The sequence below is a fragment of the Commensalibacter sp. A3DC genome (assembly GCF_047307945.1).
GTDB classification, from domain to species: domain Bacteria; phylum Pseudomonadota; class Alphaproteobacteria; order Acetobacterales; family Acetobacteraceae; genus Commensalibacter; species Commensalibacter melissae.
Genome location: NZ_JAXOQA010000035.1, coordinates 1 through 20,574, shown reverse-complemented (window position 1 = coordinate 20,574; position 20,574 = coordinate 1). Strand labels below are relative to the sequence as shown.

Sequence of the window (20,574 nt, the reverse complement as noted above, 5' to 3'; positions counted from 1 at the left end):
CCAAAACAAACTATGATTTCTGCCCTGAAAGGTGGTGTTCCACCCTGGGGACAGGATCATAACGGGATTTTATACCAGATTACAGAGGCTATACAGTGGATGCAGGCGGGAGGTCTGCCAAGTTTCAACCAGGATTTTTGTAATAAAAACAATGGTTATTCAAAAGGAACCATCGTGCAGGGGGATGATCCAAACAGGCCTTGGGTTTTATGGCAATGTTTGGAGGATAATAACAGATTTAATCCCAACCAGAATAAAGTTAACATAATCAACCCTCAAAACGGTTGGATACGATATCCTGTTTTATCAAAAATTTATGGTAATATTTTATATTATGATAAAGACGGTCAGTTATTGGTTGCATCACCATCTGTTCAGACAGAATTTTACGTTTCTTCTTCTGAAGGTAATGATAAAATGGGAGATGGCACTATGAAAAATCCTTATTTTTCTATAAGTAAAGCTCTGCAACAAGCTCCTGCAACTGGATCAATTATGATTTATTTAAAAGCTAGTGATGTTCATTATTTAACTCCAGATGGTAAGCTAAATTCAGATAAAGAAATTGATCATACTTTTGATCTTCAAACAAAAAATGTTACTTTTTTGGCTTACGGAGATGATTTTTTGGATCAGGCGACAGAGTGGCTGAATAAGCATACTAATAATATTGGTTTAAATCGGAGTTTAGTTGGCTTGACTCGACCAAAATTAATAATATGTTGGACATATACTTCTTCATTAGATAATAATAATGAATTATATATTTCAGGTATCCGATTTACTCGGTTATCTGGTACTTCAGGACAATTTTATGTGAATTTTTGGGGTATCGAAATTGAAATTGATAGAATAAATGAAATGGATAACGATCCATATCATGTTAATGTTATTGAAGGATGGTTAATTTCTGGAGGTCATTATTCGTTTACAGGATGTATATTTAACAAGTTACCTAAAAATGGATTAAATCATTTTATTGTTGGTGGTGGAGACGCAAATGGTATAATTGAGTTGAATTTTAGTTTTAGTAACTTTTTTGTAAATATATCAAATACGACATTTCTTTATATTATTGAAAATGTAAAAATTAATTCTTTTGTTGATATAGATACAGAAGTTCCAGTTATTCCAAATGCACCTTATAATCAGATGAGGTCAAATGTTATAGAGTTTTTTTCTAAACCAGCAGCATATCATGATCATGTTGAAATCATCAATAATCCTGCTCCCTCTTATAAGAATTTGACGACGAATTTTCAGATAGACATGGATGGTTAGCGATGTATTTAATGCGAACGTTTTTTTTGAACAGCTATTGTGTATACCAGGTACTGAGACGCTCGAAGAGGGAACTGTCTGTATTTCCCCCGAAGAACGTCACATCTTATCAGGATTACAGCGTTGATTTTTTTCATCGTTTGTCTGATGGGGAAAGGGTTGTATCCGGGACGGTTTTAGTGCATGGCCTGGGATTGAGGGTGGAGAGTGTTCTGGCGCATGACAGGTTTTTAACGGCGTTTATTTCTGGAGGCCGGGCTAGTCATTCTTATTGTCTGACCTATACAGCGCAGACAGACCGGGGCAGGAGCGTAATCCAGGAGATGATTTTGTCCACTTTTGGGCATGCCGCAACAGAGCGGAGGGAGGAGAGGTTCATAAGTATGTCTTCCCGGACAAGACCGCCTGACATACGACCGCCATTGAATGGAATAAAGCTTATTGACCGTTATCTTCTTGATGATAACGGTTTTTTTATATGTATCTAAGGGGAAGGAATAGGGATGAGTAACAGAAAGAGCGATTGTCAGTGTGAGGGTGTCTGCAACCTGGAGTTTTGCGAGCAGGAAACAATCGTGGCATCAGATCAGGTGACTATGTTAAATTCTACGAATGAAATAGGGTTGCAAGATGAGCTGTTGGTTATTCGCAAGGATGGGGAACAGACGCAATTTTATCGTGCCAGGGTTGAAGAGTTTAGTTCAGGGGCAGCTTTATATTTATTGGAGAAGGCTGTTCAGTCAATGTCCAGGACAGATCCGGCAGATGGCCGTTCCCTATGGCTGAATGAGGGATTCGTCTGTCTGGCCAGCGGGGATGTATCACGATTTGGTACGGTTTCCCCGCATGGATTAAGCAGTGCATTAAAAGAGGTGTTTGCGATGCTTCCCACCCAGGATCCAGGAGATGGGAGCCCCTGGATTAACGGAGGTTTTTTAATGAAGGGTTCCGTTAAACAGGTATGTGAATAATAAAGATGGCAATAACAAATTAATTTTACATATAAATTTCAGTAATCAATAAGGATTTAAAAATGAACTGTGATCAAGGCAGTCGAATTATTATCGTTCCAGCTGGATGTTTGGGACATCGTGAGATTGATCTGCAATGTAAATCACCATTGGAAAGTGTCTATTACCAGTTTTCAATGGTCAATCGCCTTTCTCCCTCTGATGCAATCAGCTGCGTAAGTGCCCAACCTTCAGATGAGACACTTAGTGTTGACCGGATTACGGTATCTGGGCAGACCTTTAGGGCACGTATCAGTGGAGGGACAATGAATACCAAAACCGGTATTCGTTTTTTGGTAACCACACGTGCCAATGAGGAGCGTGAGTTTGTTGTGACATTGCCAATTATGCCGGAAGGAATCATGGGCAGTGGCGAGGCTGGCAATTATGTATTGGGGGATACGGGTCCCCAGGGTCCTCAAGGATGTGCCGCAACGGTTACGGTTGGCAAGGTTCTGCCCACAGAACCTGATGGGGATCCAAAGATTGTCAATTCGGGAACCGAGGTGGATGCCGTTCTGGATTTCACCTTGCCCCGTGGTCAGGTTGGGCCTCAGGGTGAGCAGGGCCAGGCCGCGACGGTAAAGCTTGGAAATGTTGTGACAGGTGCGGCAGGGAGTGATGCTGCTGTTGAGAACAGGGGTGATGGGCATAACGCTGTTCTTGATTTTACCATTCCTGAAGGTAGGCAAGGCATACAGGGGATACAGGGGAAGGCAGGCACGCAAATTCTGTTGTCCAATCGTGATCCTGTTGCCCGTGATGCCAAGGAAAATATTGTCTGGCTCAATGATGTCACAGGAGATTTGTTTGAAACTGTCTCCCGGGGCGGGGATGCATATAGCTGGCACAAGTCTGGGAATCTGAAGGGGGAGGCTGGAAGTATCATATATACTGGTACTGTGGATCCCGTTTACAATGAGGTTTATAAAAAGAGTGATCTCTATTTCAATATTACCAACAGCAACCTGTTCACATTTAATGATAATCAATGGGTCAGGCTGGCCAATCTGAAAGGGGATCAGGGAGAGAGAGGTTCTCTATGGTTTTTTGCCCAGGAGGATCCTGTAACCTCTTCAAGCTATAGGGTCGGGGATAGTTTCCTGAATACAGCTTCCAATGATCTGTTTGTTTTCAATGGCACGAATTGGCAAAAGGTTGGAAACCTTCAAGGTAAACAAGGTGATATCGGCCCGCAGGGATTGCAGGGTGATACTGGCCCGCAGGGACTGCAGGGCATTCAGGGAGAGAAAGGGGAAGCAGGCAAGGACGGCAGGGACGGTTTTGATGGAACCCGCATCATCACCAGCCAGCAGGATCCGGATCAGGGAAGCGCCCCCCTAAACCCGAATGTTGTATGGATCAACACGACGAGCTGGGAGGTCAAGCGCACCATTCCGCATGGAGATAGCTGGGATTGGGTCAGTCTTGGCAGCATCAGGGGTCCCCGTGGTGATACCGGTCCGCAGGGATTGCAGGGCATTCAGGGAGAGAAAGGTGCAAAAGGGGATGATGGCTCACGCTGGTATAGTGGTCATAACTTGCCTGATGCGACAATTGCTCTTAATGATCCCCGTGGTATGCCAAGAGCGGGGGATCAATATCTTTATCTTGATGAAAAGACTGGTGAGGCCAGCGCCTATATATACACCAATGACAAGACCTGGGGCGGGCCTTTAGGAAAAGTTGCGGGACCCCAGGGAAAAGCGGCAACTGTCAGGGTTGTTGAGCAGGTGCGGCCTTTAAGACCCGATGAGGCGGCAACCATCAAAAATATTGGCGATGAACATGATGCGATCCTGCAGTTCAGCATTCCAAAAGGGGAAAAGGGGGATGTGGGCCCGATCGGAAAAGAGGGGGCCGCAGCTACCATACGCATAGGAACCGTGACCACCACAGATCCGGATGTCCAGGCATCCGTTCGCAATTCAGGATCAGAAAATACCGCCGTGCTCGAGTTCTCCATTCCCAAGGGAGAAAAGGGGGACAGCTATACGAATGACGGATCAACTGAACTCAACGTCAAGTCAATTCAGTCAGATGGCGGAAAGGTCGGAACAGATGGCGCGGGTAAATTATCTGCTGAAATGTTGGATTATACCATAAAAGTCCCAACTCCATCCCATCAGGATGCCTCTTTGGGTAAAGTCGTCGATCTTGCCCATCAGGCCATTCCAAATATTGAAATAAATCATCCAAATGGAGTTGCAGGATTGGATGCACGGGGTCAGTTGACTCAACCTATTAATAATCCATTTATAATAACGCAGTCTATTAATCCTGATGCTAAAGTTTCCATCTATTTAGATGATGATGTTCACGCTTATGCGGATAAAACACTGTTTGATATTTACACGGTTGGTGCACAAAGCAAAATTATAGCATTTGCTCCATCCAAGGGAACAGCTGATATCCTGGCATCAGCAAGGGCTGATAAGATTGAGGAGTTAAAAGGATATATATTTGCTGGGGGAGCCTGTTGGTTACCTGATTGTCAGCCGTTAGAATTTAAGGGGTATCAAGGGTCATATACCTTTGTGTGTTATGGTTCTGATATGGATAAATCAGGTTATAAAATTAAAACTGATATTATTTGTGAAAACCAGTTGGTTGATGGAAAAGGGGAAGCATTTAAAAAAGATGCTATTATCACTATAAGGGTTGGTGATGTTGTAACTCTTATGGCGCATTGGATGGATCAAAATAGGACATATTATTATGTTAAGAGAAGTAGAAGTGCTGGATTATTGAGTAATTTATATTTATCAGAAAAAGAACAACCCAAAACCATTACATCATTGGGATACCAGGATGAAATACGATTTGGTAAAGATGGTATCTTTTGGTGTTCAAAAGAAGGTGGAGAAGGACAGGCTGAATGGTCTTTATATCCGTCTCATGCCGCAATGAAAAAAGATCATACAGGAAAATTTACTTATCCTTATGTAACCCCTACAACCAAGGATAAATTGCCTGTTGATTATCCAATTGGAACACAATCATATGATATTGATAAAAAAGAACCTCTATGGTGGAACGGTACTGAATGGATTGATCCGGTTGCCAAAGCGGCAACAATCAAAATAGGCAACATTGTATCTGTCGAAGCTAACCAACCTGCTCAAATAACGAATTCAGGATCTGATATAAATGCAGTTTTTGATTTTTCAATTCCGAAGGGAGAAAAAGGACAGCAAGGGATTAGTGTTGAATCCGTTATCATGAATGATGATTTAACCTTTTCCTTTATGATGAGTAATGGTTCAATTGAGAAAGTTAATTCCGGTCTTTATAGAAATAAAGATGGAGTAGTTATCGCGCCTGAAAAGGTTTCTGAAATTCCAAATGATTTTTCATTAAATGGTAATTTATACATAGCTTCTGATGATTATCTCAACGGCAGTAAAAAAATGCCTGAAGGATTGTCATTAAACGGTAATATCGTTCTTACTGATGGTTCTGTCTACTATAAAAATTCCTGGAATAATGGTGGAGTGCTTTGTGTTGCTTAATAGCTAGTATTTTTTCATTCAATTGTAGATATATAGGGCATTAAAATGATTAATAATTCTCCAAAGAATTTGAATCTTTCAGATTGTACTGTTTCTATTGATGAAGGGAAGACATCAAAAACATTATCTGAATGGGCAAAAACGGCAAATGATACAATAGGAGAAGTAGCAGGACTTTCTGAAACCTCAATTAACGTTGATAAAAAATGTGAGATATTGTCAAGGCGAATTAAAGATTTGAATCTTGATAATTATTTATCAAGGGATCAATCTTTTACATCAGGTAATGTTCTGCTTTTGGATAATACAAATCAATTTATTGGTCCAAAGGCACGTTCTGATAATGGAACTGTTTTTATGTCTTATGGACATACTTTAAATCTTAATGGATTTCGTGCAAGTCCTGATCCTGCATGTACTCGTATAATCGAACATTATACATTGAAAAATAAATATTGGGTAGTATTAAAAACTTGGACAGATGATAAGCATGCATATCGTTCTTTTGTAGGAGATGCTTTTCATCCCGATAGTGATGGAGTGGGTGATCTTGGAATAGGAAACCATGCCTGGAATAATATTTATTCAAAAACGGCATTGAGCGTAACTTCTGATAAAAACGAAAAAAAAATTGTTTCCGCTCTGGGCAATGAAGATAATGTTGAAAACCAGAAATTGCTAGATGCAATCTATAATCTTGATGTTCATACATTCAAGCTTAATTACGCTATTGATAAAAAGGGAGAGGGTAAAGCCAGATTGCATAATGGTTTTATAGCTCAGGAGGTTGAGAAGTCTTTGAAAGATAAAGGTTTATCAGCTTCTGATTATGGAATGTGGATAGAAGAAAAAGTTTTTGAGACACAAGATATTGAGACAGGCGAAAAGGATGACAGGGGTAATCCTGTTACAAAAAGAGAGTGTGTATTCTTAAAAGATGCTGATGGTAATCAGGTTTACAGGCAGTCTTTACGATATGATGAAATATTTTGTGTTTTTATTCAAGCATTCAAACAAAAATTGAAAAAACTTGAGGATTTTAAACAAGTTTACGAGCAAAGAATTAGTGATTTAGAAACTAGGCTATCAAATTTAAAATAAATTTTTCAAATTAATGAATGAAATTAATTAAGAGATATAAAATGACAAATCAAAATAACGCTCCAAAAGATCTGGACCTGTCTGCATGTAATGTTTCAATGGATGGTGGTAATACATCACAGCAACTTTCAGAACTTGTTAAAACAGCAAATGATACAAAAGAACAGATTGCAAGTGTCACAGCAATTGCAAGTCAAGCACAAAGTAATGTTGATAACATTAGAACCTATGTCAATAATTTAGATCTAGATAAATATTTTTCCATTGATGATGCAAATAAACCCTTGGGTACTGTAATACTTGATTTGACAGGACAATTTGTGTATCCACAGCCTAAGGATATGGATGGTGTTACATGGATTAATGCGGGTTTAAGACCAATAAATGGTGATTATACAAAAGATTATGAACCCAATCCAAAATCCAGGGAAATACATATTCAGTATTCTGTAAATTTTAATGGTGAAAAAGGTAATAACAAGAGTTTTACTAGTGTAGTATGGTCTGACAACATCAATGCCAATTATGCATTTGGTTCTATTTCCTTTCATCCCCTCAATGATGGCGGCGGGGACCTGGGACGTGCGGGAAATTCATGGAACAATCTTTTCACAAAGACCGCACCAAACGTGACCTCGGACAAAAACGTCAAGACCATCACATCCATCCTTGATGAGAAAGCTGGAAATTCAGATAAAAAACTGATGGAGGCCCTGTATAATGTCAATGTTGTCAATTACAGGCTGAATGACGCGATAAAAGAGAAAGGTGAGGACAAGGCACGTGTTCATACAGGTTTTATCGCGCAGGATATAGAACAGGCGATCATGGATGCCGGACTTGATCCATCCGATTATGCCATGTGGACGCAGGATGCATCACCTGAATTCAAGAGGGTGGATACAGGCGAGAAGGATGAAAACGGGAACCCGATCCTCAAGTCTGTTCAGGAAGTGCCAAAAGATGACAAGGGTGACGTTATTTATCGTCAAAAACTGAGATATACCGAGGTTCTTTGTATGCTTTTAGCCGCTCATAAACAGAAAATCAATGATCTTGAGACACGGCTGATGAAACTTGAAAGTAAATAAAATGAGCAGATTTGATATGACACAAGGTCTCGCAAAAGGATCATTGGGACAGGAAATGACAGGTGGACAGATTGTTGATCGTTTATCTGCTGGTATATTGGTTGAAAACAGGATCGTGAATGATCCAGCCATTACCCTGATGTTTCCAAAAGCGGGAGACATCAGCTATCGTCTTCTACTCCAGAAAGCGTGCGGGATTTCACTTGGGCAAGGGCAAAAGGGTCAGTTGCAACGCATGACGATCATTCTTCAGCAACCTTATGAAGGGAATTGCGAGGTTGAATTTGATGCATCTGTCAAATGGCAGAATAGGCAACCCTTTATTGATACAAGAGCAGGGTCGGTTACCCTTGTAGAAATTTTGTTTGATGGAATGTCACAATTTTATGGAAAACTGATTTATGGCTGATGCCAAAAAACAGCAGTAAATAGGATATATTAATAATGAAAATTTTGTCTAGTTTGGTTGTAGTAACATATCGGATGAATGGGATTTAACCGTATTATCTAAATCAAACAGACCATTGCTGATTTTCATTAAAGGAGAGCAATCCTACAGATAAAGTGAAGGGAATAAGTATTTCATTTTTTGAAGGAATATCTTATTTTAATTTTTTGCGGTAAGAATCTGGGGATTGCAAGAACAGGTCAGTTTAACGTCAGTAAAGAAAAGTCATAATATAGAATAAAAGAATGCATCCTGTTGTAGATAAATATTTTATTATCAGATTCAGGTATGGTTTTGAAAGGATATGGAACAGATAGAACTCTGCTTAGGAACAATATTACAACTAAATATGGCGACATTTTCATAAAGACGAAACAGTTGTTTGGTACTAGAAACGAATATTCCTGTTACGATTAGTTTGATTTAGGTATGTGTAATTCAGCTATATTTTCCATGGCAAGGTTCCTTTGTGAGGTATGGTATAATGATGAATCTCATGGGTCTGTATATTTTAGAAAATAATCTTTCCCAAACGCAATAAGGGATTGATCATCAGCATTATATTCAAGGTTGTTATCAGCCAAGACACCTGGATAATTTTGGGCAAAAATGTGTTTACCATCATAATGAATGAAATTTAATTGGTCGTGAGGAAATATTAATAGCAGATTACCAAGTTTATATGAATCGCCTATTGAAAGTGTACAAGTGGATATTGAAAGATATAACAAATGTAAAAAAGGATTTATTATTGATTATATATTTTTATATGAATTAACCGTTTTTTTACAGTATTACTAATAATTTAATCCTATGTTGTTGGGATGTGGAAAAATCACTAACCATATGGTAAATATTTCCGAATATCAAACCTTTGGAATTATCGATGATCTCATCACATCAAACCAGAAATTTATGCAAGATGACGTGAGTTGTGGAATGGCAATTTAATTTCCAATGAGACAATTAACAAAATTATTATCGAGAAAGCAAATTTGATTGACCCGGAACCAATGACGTAAGATCTTAAAAATCGCCTGTAAATTATATCATTGATTACGTCAAGCGACGTATTGAATGGTTGGATCAACAATTTAAGTATTACAGTTAATTATTATAGGCTTTATTGATTATAGAATTACTTTTTAAAGAGTGGTTTTATGATTGACTTAAATAAATATTCGTAATTTTTTCATGGAAAAAGTCAAAATTTCTGCACTATTAATTTTTTGTTTTTTTGATTCATTTATCGTGTTGAATAATATTAATTAAAAAATAAGATAATTGATTGTTATTGAAAGTTTAATTTTATTGATAAACATATCTATTGGTGGACCCGACGAGATTCGAACTCATGGCCTTTGCCTTCGGAGGGCAACGCTCTATCCAGCTGAGCTACGGGTCCTTTGAAAATGTTCATACTCTGTTTTAATGAAAATAGCCAGTTTTTCTTTTGTCAAATATAATTTTTCTTTTTTTATCCTTATATCAAGATTGATAAATTACAGGGCTCATTGAATTTGTTTGATTGACGGTAAATTCCATTTAAATTTTAACGATAACAAGCGAATTGCACTACAGATTATAATGGCAAACCATGGAGCAAAGGTGGGACTGATAATATTCTTGTCACCCATAATTTGGACAATGGCTCCGCCAATGGCGGCAGAGGCATAAATTTCCTTGGTTAATACGGATGGAATCAGGGCGGTTAATGTATCACGCAATATTCCTCCACCGACGGCCGTAAGTGTTCCAAGAAAAATACTTATTTCGCAATTTCCGGTAAAAACAAACGCTTTATGGGCGCCAAACGAAGCAAAAAAACCCAATCCGATGGCATCAAAAAACAGAGTTGGATGATTGAGATGTAAAAGTAATTTTTGGAAAAAGGCAGCCAGGAAAACTGAAGTCAAGACAATAACGAGATATTCCAGATTCATCATCCCCGCTAAAGGAAAAGAACCGATACAGATATCCCTTACAATTCCTCCACCACAGGCTGTGACAAAGGCAATGCAAAAAACGCCAAAGATGTCCAGATTACGATTAATGGCTGCCAGAGCTCCACTGATGGCGAAAGCAAATGTTCCGATTAAATCAACATAATGGAAAAAAGTATGACTCATAGGAACATGTTCCCTGGGGATATGAAATGTTAATGAAATTGAAAAGCGGTTAATTCTTTCAGTGTGGGCATACCATTTTGGGCCCCAGTGCGTGTAACCGAAAGTGCAGAAGCTTGCAAGGCTTTTTCAATCGCTTTTTCATATCCCAAATGAAGAAAACAGCAAAAGGCGCCACAAAAAGTATCACCCGCCCCTGTTGTATCGACGGTTGGTACGATATAGGCGGGGATATGTTGAATCTGTTTTTCTTTATTTTTAAAAAGTATTCCGCTGCGACCCCATGTCATGATAATGGGTGTAGAGCTATGCAGGATAATATCTTCGTAAGTTTCTGATCCATTATGTCGAAAGGCTTTTATCTCATGTTCGTTCGGTAAAAGATAACTGATTTTTGGAATGATATCTGCAGGGAGCTGTCGTGAAGGTGCAGGATTAACAACAATTATTTTTTTTAATCGATATGCAATCTCAATGGCTTCAATCTGCGTTTCCAAAGGGATTTCCTGCTGTAAAAGAATAATATCATGGGATTTGATGAGAGATTCAGCATTGAGAATATCCTGGGCTGATAGGCTTTCATTGGCCCCTTCTGTAACAATAATTGTATTATCTGTATTTGTATGCATTATTAATGCGGTTGCAGTAGGACTTTGTTTGCAGGTTTTTATAGGTGTAATGTTGACATGATATTTTTTAAGGTTTTCTATCAGCAATTGACCAAAATGATCATTTCCGATTGCACCCAATATTGTAACTGATGCCCCCAGTTTTGCTGCTGCTATTGCCTGATTATTCCCCTTTCCACCACAATGAATCTGTAAGGGGCCGCCGATCAGGGTTTCTCCAGTTTCAGGGAAATGATCAACAGAAGTTTCGAGGTCAGTATTTAAACTACCAATAACCAGAATATTATTCATAAAAAAGCCTTATTGTCAGTTACAATATTTAAATAGATACTATAATTATTTTAAATGAAATAGATTGATAGAATTTATTTTTATATTTCTTTTAAAATATGGGTTATAATAACCTGATATGAAAAATATTTAATCGCACATTGTGAAATTGCATGTTTATATTAGATATTAAGGTAGCTTATTTCATAAAAAAGATTATAGATAGAGTATTAATTTACGTTAAACAGAAAGCAGAAAGGACGGCTTAAATGGCTTATAAATCAGTTAATCCCTTTAACAATGAAACGGTGAAGACCTTTCAGGAATTAACGGAGAATGAAGTAGCTGCTAAAATTGATGAAGCTCAAGCTGCTTACTTAAAATGGCGTAAGACAGATTTTGCTACTCGTCGTCAAGTGATGAAAAAAGCCGCATCAATTTTGCGTGATAAGAAGGCGGAATTTGCTCATTATGTTACCTTGGAAATGGGAAAGCTAATTGCAGAAGCTGAAGCGGAAGTTGATTTGACGGCGGACATTTTTGATTACTATGCAGAAAATGCCGAAAAATTTCTTGCACCAAAAACCTTACATCCAAAAGATGGTCACAAGGCCTATGTTGAGTATGACCCAATAGGTATCATTTTCTGTGTTGAACCATGGAATTTCCCTTATTATCAACTTGTTCGTGTTGTTGCAACGAATTTGATGGCTGGAAATGTAGTAATGGTCAAACATGCTTCCATTGTTCCACAATGTGCGGGTGCTTTTGAAAAATTGATGCTTGATGCTGGTGCACCAAAAGGTGTTTATACCAATCTTTATGTATTATCTCAGCATACCGACAAAATCATTTCCGATCGTCGTGTCCGTGGTGTTGCGCTTACGGGAAGTGAAAAGGCAGGAAGTATTGTCGCTGGCAAAGCCGGTGAAAATCTTAAGAAATCCACCCTTGAACTGGGTGGCAGTGATGCATTTATCGTTCTTGAAGATGCCGACCTGGATTCAGCATGCAAATGGGGTCTTTGGGGTCGTATGAATAATACGGGACAATGTTGTGTTGCCGCTAAACGTTTCATCGTTGTTGAATCTGTTGCAGATGAATATCTGAAACGTCTTACAGACTGTTTTTCTAAACTGAAAATGGGTGATCCAATGGATCGTAGCACGACATTGGGTCCATTATCCAGTGAGGCAGCTGCACAGGAAATTGCAGATATGACAGCCGAAGCTGTCAAACATGGTGCCAAGGCCGTGATTGGTGGTAAACGTCCAAATCGTTCAGGCGCTTTTATGGAAGCGACCATTTTAACCGATATTACCAAGCAAAATCCAGTATTCTATAAAGAATTTTTTGGACCAGTTGTTATGTTCTTCCGTGTTCCAGATGAAAAAGCGGCAATTGAGTTGGCCAATGATTCAGATTTTGGTTTGGGTGGAACCGTATTTTCAAGAGATGTTGAGCGTGCAAAGCGGGTTGCAAAGGAAATTGATACCGGCATGGTCTTTATCAACCGTCCTACCTGGACAGCGCCAGATCTTCCATTTGGTGGTGTGAAACATTCTGGATATGGTCGTGAATTGTCTGATGAGGGAATTTTTGAATTCCTTAATCATAAATTAATTTATATCGAGAAATAATTTCATTTTTACTATATTTATAAAGTGAAATTTGGATTAAAAGAGGGGTTCATTATATTTAATGAATCCTTTTTTATTTCAGGTCAAGAATTTATGGAACCTTTTATTGTATTACGTCGTGAACGTTTAAATAGAGGAATTCGATTTGCACATGCACGATGTTTGGAAATCGGTGCATTGATTGATCCAGTTTTATGTCGAGAAAATGGAAATGTTTTTTACGCAGATCATTTGTCGACGGAAGAGCTGAAAGAGCAATTTGCCTGGAATACCAATTTTGATTCTCGTCAATTGGTAGAGATTGACTATATCTGGAAAAAAGAATGTGCTTTGAAGGAGTGTGTGGATGGTCAGTTTGATTATGTAATCGCATCTCATGTTGCAGAACATGTCCCAGACTTGATTGGATGGATTGAGGAAATACGACAAATTTTAAAACCTGATGGACAATTACGTTTGGTTTTGCCAGATGGTCGTTATTCTTTTGATATGAAAAGGCAGCCTACCCGGTTGGCTGATTTACTCGCTGCCTGGTTAAAAAAATCTACATGCCCTGAAACACACCTGGTGTTGGACTTTGCATTAAATAAAATTAATGATAAAGATATTCCAAAAATTCATGCAGAATATGGATTATATCCTGATAAAGAAAATCTGGAAAGCCAAATCCCGTTTTCTGAGGTTCTGGAATGGGGGGAAAGAACACTAATACCTGATCATTATGAAGATATTCATTGTTGGGTTTTGCATTTAGGTTTGTTTGTGAAACTGATGATGAATTTGGCTGAACATGGAATTATAAAAATGGCTTGTGTGGAATGGTTTGATATTGATCCATCAAAGCTGAGTTATGAATTTACGGTTTTTCTTGTATCGGAAAAAAATAGGGAAAAATGTGTTGAAAGCTGGAAAGAAGTTTATGAAAAGATTAGAAATTCACCCTATCAATTCAGTTTTGCCCAACATTTGGAACAGGAAAATATAAAATTGAAACAGGAACTGACGGCCATACAGAATTCTTTCTGTTGGCGTGTGACATCCCCTTTACGTCAATTAGTCAAACTGTTTAAATGATAAATTTTTCTTTCAGGGGTCGACCAATTGAATAATAATGAATATTTTCACTTTTCATCACTTTGGGATCGTAAATATTTCTGAAGTCGATTACCAGTGGTTTTTTCATCCAGTTTTTCAGGGTCTTGGGTGTCAAAGAACGGAATTCATTCCATTCTGTCAGGATAATCAAGGCGTCAGCCTGATTGGCTGCATCGTTAATTCTATCAAAATATTGAACTGTATTAGGTAATAAGGGTTTTGCCTTTTCATTTCCAACAGGGTCAAAAACTTTTATCTGGGCACCCTCTTCAACCAAACGGTGAATAATGGGAATAGATGGGGATTCCCGCATATCATCTGTATTTGGTTTAAAGGTAAGTCCCAGAATGGTAATGGTTTTATTGTGAACATTACCACCACATAATTGAATAATTCTTCCACTTATGTTTGCTTTTCTGGCATCATTAGCTTGTGCGGTTGCCTCTACCAGCCGTGAGGGTGTACCTGCTTCTTGGGCGATGCGAATTAGGGCGAGAGTGTCTTTCGGGAAACAGGATCCGCCATAACCTGGGCCTGGCCGTAAAAAATATTTGCCGATTCTGCTGTCTAATCCAATAGCATTGGCAATTTCCTCTATATTTCCTCCAACTTGTTCACAAAGATCAGCAAGCTCGTTAATATATGAAAGTTTCATCGCTAAAAAACAATTTGAGGCATATTTTGCCAGTTCAGCACTTTCCAAATTGGTAAACAAAATTGGTGTTTCTTTTTGAAATAAGGGTTGGTAAAGTCGACTCATGATTTCTTGGGCTTTTTGTGCGCGATCTTTTCTGTCTTTTTCAATACCGATAATGATACGGTCAGGTGTCATGAAATCTTGAATGGCCTCGCCCTCGCGAAGAAATTCAGGATTGGAGGCGACATCAAAATCAAGAGATGGATTTTCCTTACGGATGATTTGTGCAATCCGTCGGCTTGTACCAACCGGGACTGTTGATTTGGTAACGATAATTGCATATTCTTTTAGATGTTTTGCAATTTCCAGGGCTGCTTGATGGACATAAGTCATGTCGGCATGTCCATCACCGTTACGTGGGGGTGTACCCACGGCAATAAAAATGGCCTTACAATCAGGAATAGCCTCTTTAATCGTTTCAAAAAACTGTAACCGATTGGCTTTGATATTATTCTGAACCAAAAGATCCAAACCAGGTTCATAGATAGGAATATTTCCTTGCTTTAACGCATTTAACCGGTTGGGATCCTTTTCCACGACAGCGACATCAAGTCCGAATTCTGCAAAACAAGCAGCAGAAACAAGACCAACATATCCTCCACCTATCATTGCTATACGCACAGAACATTCCTTATTTTTAATCAAGATATTGCCAGTTTTATAGATTATTAAATTAAGTTAATTTAAAAATTAAAAAAATAAAAATTTTAAAAATATTGAAACAAGTTCATTATAAAGGGTAATGAAGAGATTTTCAGTGGTATATAGACAATAGATATATTCAATATTGATGGGAATAATAATTAGATTCTAAGGGGGGATTGTTCTTGGAAGAGGATGATGTTTAAAATGTTTGATCTATATAAAATGTTTAAAAATAAAAGATGTTTATATGCTTAAATATAAATATTAGAAAATAATAGAATTATAGGATAAAACTTGTAATCAATATTATTGAACAACTTCTCAATTCGTTAGCTAATAATGTTGTGATGAGTTTAACCGGGAATCAAGATGTATCAATTGAAACGTCCGTGGATTTGGATTGCTTTGTTAGGTCGTATGGCTTTAAACGGTGTTCGGGAAACGGGTACCCTCGCATTGTTTGCATTAAGCGGATTTATAAATATTTTTTATCCTCCATTTTATTGGCGCATTTTTTTGGGATCTTTACTTGATATAGGTTATTTGTCTCTACCTGTTGTTGCTTTAACGGCATTATTTTCTGGAGGTGTTATCGCGTTACAATCCTATACCGGTATGTCCCAGTATCATGTAAATAGCGCGATTGCCAATATTGTTGTGTTGGCTGTCACTCGTGAGCTTGGGCCCGTTTTGGCAGGATTGATGGTTGCGGGACGGGTGGGGGCAGCCATAGCCGCGGAAATTGGAACAATGCAGGTGACGAATCAGATTGATGCGCTCAAAACCTTATCAACCAATCCTATCAAATATCTTGTTACTCCCCGTTTGCTAGCTGCTACGCTTGCTTTACCATTTCTAGTTTTGATTGCTGATATCCTGGGGGTGCTGGGTGGTTTTACTGTTTCGGTCATTAAATTGGGTTTTTCGCCCCAGGGTTATATTGCGGCGACCATGAATGCCGTGAAACCTATTGATGTTACAATTGGTTTGGTGAAAGCGGCGGTTTTTGGATTTCTTATTGCCTTGATGGGATGTTATCATGGATATCGTAGCCGTGGGGGCGCACAGGGGGTTGGTGCAGCGACGACCTCTGCTGTTGTTGCCGCCTCTATTTTATTGCTAGTATTTGACTATTTGTTAACGGATATCTTTTTTGCAAAATGACCAACACTTATCCCAAAATTCGTATACGTAATCTTTCCAAATCTTTTGGCGGCAACCATGTGTTACGTAACATTAATATGGATGTAATGGAGGGAACTTCCTTTGTTATTATTGGTGGATCTGGAAGTGGAAAGTCTGTTTTGCTCCGATGTATTTTGGGGTTAATGACACCAGATAGTGGCACGATCGAAATTGATGGCAAAAATATTTTTGAATTGCCATATTCCGAGCAAGCAGAAAAATTACAGGAAATGGGTATGTTGTTTCAGAACTCTGCCTTGTTCGATAGCTTGCCTATCTGGGAAAATGTTGCCTTTGCCCTTTTAAATGGACATCGTAAAAATCAGCTAAGAGTTAGTCGTGCCCGGGCGAGGGAAAGGGCAAACAGGGTTTTGGAACTTGTTGGTCTGGATGCAGATAATATTGGCGATTTATATCCCAGTGAGTTATCTGGTGGGATGCAGAAACGGGTTGGCTTGGCACGTGCGATTGCTTCAAAACCGGAAATTATCTTTTTTGATGAACCGACCACAGGGTTGGATCCTATCATGGGAGCAATAATTGATAACTTGATTGTTGATTGCGTTAAGAAGCTGGGTTCTACCACAATTGCCATTACCCATGATATGGCTTCTGCCCAGCGGATCGGGGATCAGGTTGCCATGTTGTATAAAGGGGAGCTGATTTGGCAGGGTGAAGCTGGTAAACTTATGCAGAGTGAGAATCCCTATGTGCATCAATTTACACATGGTCTTTATGCAGGTCCTATTAAAATGGAAATGAAAGTATAAGAGGACGTTTTGGCGAAAAAGCCGGTTAAAATGTTTGTCTGTCAAAGTTGTGGCGCTATTTATCATAAATGGGCTGGACGATGTGAGGCTTGTGGTGAATGGAATACAATTAGCGAGGAAACCAGGGAAGCAAGTCCGATTTCTGTACTGGGACATGCAGGCAAGATGATTCAGTTTACAGGGCTGGATGGTGAGATTTCACCTCCTGATCGTCAGTCCATTGGTGTTTCTGAATTTGATCGTGTTCTGGGTGGAGGTCTTGTCCAATCTTCAGTTACATTGGTAGGAGGAGATCCTGGCATTGGAAAGTCAACTTTATTGTTGCAGGCTGCTTGTGCTTTATCAAGACAGGGACAATCCGTTTTATATATTTCAGGAGAGGAGTCTGTTAACCAGATAAGAATGCGTGCCAATCGGTTAGGGTTAGAGGATGCGGAACAAAGAAAAAACATACAACTGGCTGCCTGCATAAATGTTGCGGATATTCTTTCAACGCTGGAAAAAGAAAAAAATATAAGTCTCGTTATCATTGATTCTATTCAAACAATGTGGCTGGATACGGCGAATGGGGCCCCTGGGACGGTAAGTCAGGTTCGGGCTGCGGCTTTTGAATTGATTCGTATGGCAAAACAGAAAGAATTTGCATTGATTTTTGTGGGACATGTTACCAAGGAAGGTTCTATAGCGGGGCCGCGTGTCCTGGAACATATGGTTGATGCCGTATTATATTTTGAGGGGGATCGAGGACATCAATTTCGTATTTTACGGGCAGCAAAAAATCGATTTGGTGCAACAGATGAAATTGGTGTTTTTTCAATGACAGGACAGGGTTTGGTAGGGGTGGCAAACCCATCTGCTTTATTCCTTGCAGAGCGACATGGTCATATAGCGGGGTCAGCCGTTTTTGCGGGTTTGGAGGGAACCCGTCCTGTTTTGTTGGAAGTGCAGGCTTTGTTGGCACCCAAATTTGGGGATTCAGCGCCAAGACGTACAGTTATTGGATGGGATAATGCACGCCTTAATATGTTGCTTGCTATTTTGGAGACACGTTGTTCGTTACGGTTTAACGGGGTGGATGTTTATTTAAATATGGCAGGCGGTTTGAGAATTACCGAACCTGCGGCGGATTTGGCCGTGGCAGCAGCTTTGGTTTCGGCTTTGACCCATCATTCCGCCTCTCCAGGTTCAGTGTATTTTGGTGAAATTGGTTTATCTGGAGAAATTCGACAGGTGCCACAAGCTGACTTACGCATGAAAGAGGCATTTAAGCTAGGTTTTGATGAAGTTGTTTTACCCAAGCGTATTGCACATGGAAATAATAAACTATCCGTCCCCAATGGATTACAGCTGATAGAATTAGGTCATATAAGTGATTTGGTGTCTCAATTCACATAAAATTTATTACATTTGATTACTGAAATTTTTCTTTTAGATATATTTGTTAGAAATACAAAATTATCGTTATTTAATAGTTAATTAAATCAATTTTATAAAAAAAGATAATTTTTGATAGTTATCTAAAAAATAAAATTATAGTCAGGAATTCAAAAATTATGGCTAAGAATATTGAACCCAATCTTAAAAATATTGAGTTATATTTAAAACTTAATCGAACAGAAAATTTTTTAATTCCAGAATATCAACGGGGATATTCATGGGATATTGGACAATGTGATAAGTTGTTGGAAGATATAGAGAATTTTAAGGAAAGTGAATCAAATGATCCTTATTTTTTTGGAAGCATTATAATTGATTGCTCGGATCAAAACCAATTCAGTCTAATTGACGGTCAACAGCGTACAACGACTTTTTTGTTGTTACTCAAAGCCATTTTGTTACGATTAAATGAAGTGCTGCAAACTGTTTCAAAAGATGAAGATTCAGAGGCATTGATAGCTGGTCTTAAAGCGAATAGAAATAAAATTATGGAGATTTTGTATAAAGCAGAAGCCGAAAATATACCTTCTATGCTTAAAGATCCAAAAAAGACACAAAATATTCACATACTAGGAAATAAATCAATTAATGAATTGTATCCAGAAGAATTTAATAAAATTATAGGTGCCAGTGATTTTAAAGATGCCGAGGAAAAGTTTTTAAACTGCCTTATAAAAAAAATAATAACCGATATACAAACTATTTTCGTAACTTTAAAAATTTTTATGAAAAATTGAGAGAAAATAGCGATTCTTGGTTGAATCAATTTACAAAAACTTTTTTAAAAAATTGTCAGGTAATCGAAATACGCAGTTGGCAAGTCGAACAAGCTATTACAATGTTTAATTCATTGAATTCAACAGGTTTGCCGCTTTCAGATGCAGATATTATTTCTGCAAAATTATATTCATATGCAGGTGATAAAAGAGAGGAATTTAATATTCAATGGGAAGAGATTCTCCAATTAACAAATAAATTAAAATCTAAAAAAGTCGTTACAATTGATTCTGTATTGCAACAATTTATGTACATTAATCGTGCTAAAGAACAGGGATATTTGAAATCTTATATTTATGTAAGAACTCCAGGTTTAAGAAGATATTATGCTGATCATGAGCAGGATTTGTTAAAAAATCCATTTTTACTATGCAATAATTTAAAAAAAATTGCATATAAATGGGATAAAATTAAAGATTATTCCATTATAAAGTTACTTTTTAAGTGTAATGTTAATATTAAATTATATCTAGCCGCTTATCTATATCGTTTTGAATTAGATGAAATTACCGAAGATAAAATAATAAATGTCTGTGAATCATTGTTGAAATTATTTTCATTATTAGAGTTGGGAGATGCTGGTTATTCAAGCAATAAATTTAAGATATTTTTATATGCAGAAATTATAAAGATGGTCGATTTTAATATTCCAGAACATGTTGTTTGTCAGGATTTTTATGATCATATACATGATAAATGGAATGTCAAAGAGGTTGAGGACGCGATATTAACATATGATAAAAACATGCTGGTATTTGTTAATGAATATTTGTACGCTAAAAATAAAAATCTAAAATTTAATTTTTCTGAAACGGTTAATGTTGAACATATCATGCCAGCTAGTGGTCGTAATATAGAGA

The 20,574-nt window shown here is 38.1% G+C and carries 16 protein-coding genes, 1 tRNA gene and 1 pseudogene; 14 read left to right on the top strand and 4 right to left on the bottom strand.

Annotated elements, in window-relative coordinates; all coding sequences use genetic code 11:
- The 7 genes from U0839_RS05595 to U0839_RS05565 form a co-directional block, all read left to right on the top strand.
- A partial coding sequence (locus U0839_RS05595) for a hypothetical protein (protein WP_413550263.1) occupies positions 1-1,281 on the top strand: 1,281 nt, incomplete at its 5' end.
- A gap of 11 nt (positions 1,282-1,292) precedes the next feature.
- Positions 1,293-1,769 (top strand): hypothetical protein, encoded by a 477-nt coding sequence (locus tag U0839_RS05590; RefSeq protein ID WP_155571542.1) that lies wholly within the window; start codon positions 1,293-1,295, stop codon positions 1,767-1,769.
- A 15-nt stretch (positions 1,770-1,784) separates the two neighbouring features.
- Positions 1,785-2,252, top strand: coding sequence for a hypothetical protein (locus U0839_RS05585; RefSeq protein WP_155564843.1), 468 nt, complete (start codon positions 1,785-1,787; stop codon positions 2,250-2,252).
- A gap of 62 nt (positions 2,253-2,314) precedes the next feature.
- The gene (locus U0839_RS05580) at positions 2,315-5,803 is read left to right on the top strand and encodes a hypothetical protein (RefSeq protein ID WP_413550262.1); all 3,489 of its coding nucleotides are present in this window, start codon (positions 2,315-2,317) and stop codon (positions 5,801-5,803) included.
- A gap of 45 nt (positions 5,804-5,848) precedes the next feature.
- Positions 5,849-6,904, top strand: coding sequence for a tail fiber domain-containing protein (locus tag U0839_RS05575; protein ID WP_155564845.1), 1,056 nt, complete (start codon positions 5,849-5,851; stop codon positions 6,902-6,904).
- A gap of 41 nt (positions 6,905-6,945) precedes the next feature.
- Positions 6,946-7,995 (top strand): tail fiber domain-containing protein, encoded by a 1,050-nt coding sequence (locus U0839_RS05570; RefSeq protein WP_196424814.1) that lies wholly within the window; start codon positions 6,946-6,948, stop codon positions 7,993-7,995.
- A gap of 1 nt (position 7,996) precedes the next feature.
- The gene (locus U0839_RS05565; RefSeq protein WP_155564847.1) at positions 7,997-8,404 is read left to right on the top strand and encodes a hypothetical protein; all 408 of its coding nucleotides are present in this window, start codon (positions 7,997-7,999) and stop codon (positions 8,402-8,404) included.
- 1,367 nt (positions 8,405-9,771) lie between these two features.
- Here U0839_RS05565 and U0839_RS05560 read toward each other — a convergent pair.
- From U0839_RS05560 to U0839_RS05550, 3 genes are all read right to left on the bottom strand, one after another.
- Positions 9,772-9,848, bottom strand: a tRNA-Arg gene (locus tag U0839_RS05560).
- A 106-nt stretch (positions 9,849-9,954) separates the two neighbouring features.
- Complete coding sequence (locus tag U0839_RS05555) at positions 9,955-10,572, bottom strand: trimeric intracellular cation channel family protein (protein WP_155564848.1); 618 nt, start codon at positions 10,570-10,572, stop codon at positions 9,955-9,957.
- 29 nt (positions 10,573-10,601) lie between these two features.
- A complete protein-coding gene (locus U0839_RS05550) occupies positions 10,602-11,489 on the bottom strand; it encodes a ribokinase (protein ID WP_155564849.1) in 888 nt (295 codons plus the stop codon).
- 248 nt (positions 11,490-11,737) lie between these two features.
- On the opposite strand from U0839_RS05550, the gene U0839_RS05545 reads away from it, so the two are divergent.
- The gene (locus U0839_RS05545) at positions 11,738-13,108 is read left to right on the top strand and encodes an NAD-dependent succinate-semialdehyde dehydrogenase (RefSeq protein ID WP_110439599.1); all 1,371 of its coding nucleotides are present in this window, start codon (positions 11,738-11,740) and stop codon (positions 13,106-13,108) included.
- A gap of 93 nt (positions 13,109-13,201) precedes the next feature.
- The gene (locus tag U0839_RS05540) at positions 13,202-14,182 is read left to right on the top strand and encodes a methyltransferase domain-containing protein (protein ID WP_155564850.1); all 981 of its coding nucleotides are present in this window, start codon (positions 13,202-13,204) and stop codon (positions 14,180-14,182) included.
- Here the strand turns inward: U0839_RS05540 and U0839_RS05535 are convergent.
- Positions 14,175-15,509 (bottom strand): UDP-glucose dehydrogenase family protein, encoded by a 1,335-nt coding sequence (locus U0839_RS05535; protein ID WP_155564860.1) that lies wholly within the window; start codon positions 15,507-15,509, stop codon positions 14,175-14,177. The two genes, U0839_RS05540 and U0839_RS05535, sit on opposite strands and share 8 nt — an antisense overlap.
- A gap of 405 nt (positions 15,510-15,914) precedes the next feature.
- On the opposite strand from U0839_RS05535, the gene U0839_RS05530 reads away from it, so the two are divergent.
- The 5 genes and pseudogenes from U0839_RS05530 to U0839_RS05510 all read left to right on the top strand — a co-directional run.
- Positions 15,915-16,709: an MlaE family ABC transporter permease gene (locus U0839_RS05530; protein ID WP_155564851.1), complete on the top strand. Its 795-nt coding sequence runs from the start codon at positions 15,915-15,917 to the stop codon at positions 16,707-16,709.
- Positions 16,706-17,500, top strand: a complete 795-nt coding sequence (locus tag U0839_RS05525) for an ABC transporter ATP-binding protein (RefSeq protein ID WP_413550260.1) — start codon at positions 16,706-16,708, stop codon at positions 17,498-17,500. The genes U0839_RS05530 and U0839_RS05525 overlap by 4 nt, the downstream gene beginning before the upstream one ends.
- A 9-nt stretch (positions 17,501-17,509) precedes the next feature.
- Entirely contained in the window at positions 17,510-18,895 is a 1,386-nt protein-coding gene (gene radA / locus U0839_RS05520; RefSeq protein WP_155564853.1) for a DNA repair protein RadA, read from the top strand.
- Positions 18,896-19,053: 158 nt separating this feature from the next.
- A complete protein-coding gene (locus U0839_RS05515) occupies positions 19,054-19,674 on the top strand; it encodes a DUF262 domain-containing protein (RefSeq protein ID WP_413550259.1) in 621 nt (206 codons plus the stop codon).
- Between the two features lie 20 nt (positions 19,675-19,694).
- A pseudogene (locus U0839_RS05510) lies at positions 19,695-20,574 on the top strand (DUF262 domain-containing protein); the annotation flags it as partial.

What these genes read in the sequence shown, in the direction of transcription:
- U0839_RS05540 (WP_155564850.1), top strand. Translation starts at nt 13,202, where the DNA reads ATGGAACCTTTTATTGTATTACGTCGTGAACGTTTAAATAGAGGAATT.
- U0839_RS05555 (WP_155564848.1), bottom strand. Translation starts at nt 10,572, where the DNA reads ATGAGTCATACTTTTTTCCATTATGTTGATTTAATCGGAACATTTGCT.
- U0839_RS05550 (WP_155564849.1), bottom strand. Translation starts at nt 11,489, where the DNA reads ATGAATAATATTCTGGTTATTGGTAGTTTAAATACTGACCTCGAAACT.
- U0839_RS05545 (WP_110439599.1), top strand. Translation starts at nt 11,738, where the DNA reads ATGGCTTATAAATCAGTTAATCCCTTTAACAATGAAACGGTGAAGACC.
- U0839_RS05585 (WP_155564843.1), top strand. Translation starts at nt 1,785, where the DNA reads ATGAGTAACAGAAAGAGCGATTGTCAGTGTGAGGGTGTCTGCAACCTG.
- U0839_RS05570 (WP_196424814.1), top strand. Translation starts at nt 6,946, where the DNA reads ATGACAAATCAAAATAACGCTCCAAAAGATCTGGACCTGTCTGCATGT.
- U0839_RS05580 (WP_413550262.1), top strand. Translation starts at nt 2,315, where the DNA reads ATGAACTGTGATCAAGGCAGTCGAATTATTATCGTTCCAGCTGGATGT.
- U0839_RS05575 (WP_155564845.1), top strand. Translation starts at nt 5,849, where the DNA reads ATGATTAATAATTCTCCAAAGAATTTGAATCTTTCAGATTGTACTGTT.
- U0839_RS05525 (WP_413550260.1), top strand. Translation starts at nt 16,706, where the DNA reads ATGACCAACACTTATCCCAAAATTCGTATACGTAATCTTTCCAAATCT.
- U0839_RS05535 (WP_155564860.1), bottom strand. Translation starts at nt 15,509, where the DNA reads ATGATAGGTGGAGGATATGTTGGTCTTGTTTCTGCTGCTTGTTTTGCA.
- U0839_RS05590 (WP_155571542.1), top strand. Translation starts at nt 1,293, where the DNA reads ATGCGAACGTTTTTTTTGAACAGCTATTGTGTATACCAGGTACTGAGA.
- U0839_RS05515 (WP_413550259.1), top strand. Translation starts at nt 19,054, where the DNA reads ATGGCTAAGAATATTGAACCCAATCTTAAAAATATTGAGTTATATTTA.
- U0839_RS05530 (WP_155564851.1), top strand. Translation starts at nt 15,915, where the DNA reads ATGTATCAATTGAAACGTCCGTGGATTTGGATTGCTTTGTTAGGTCGT.
- U0839_RS05565 (WP_155564847.1), top strand. Translation starts at nt 7,997, where the DNA reads ATGAGCAGATTTGATATGACACAAGGTCTCGCAAAAGGATCATTGGGA.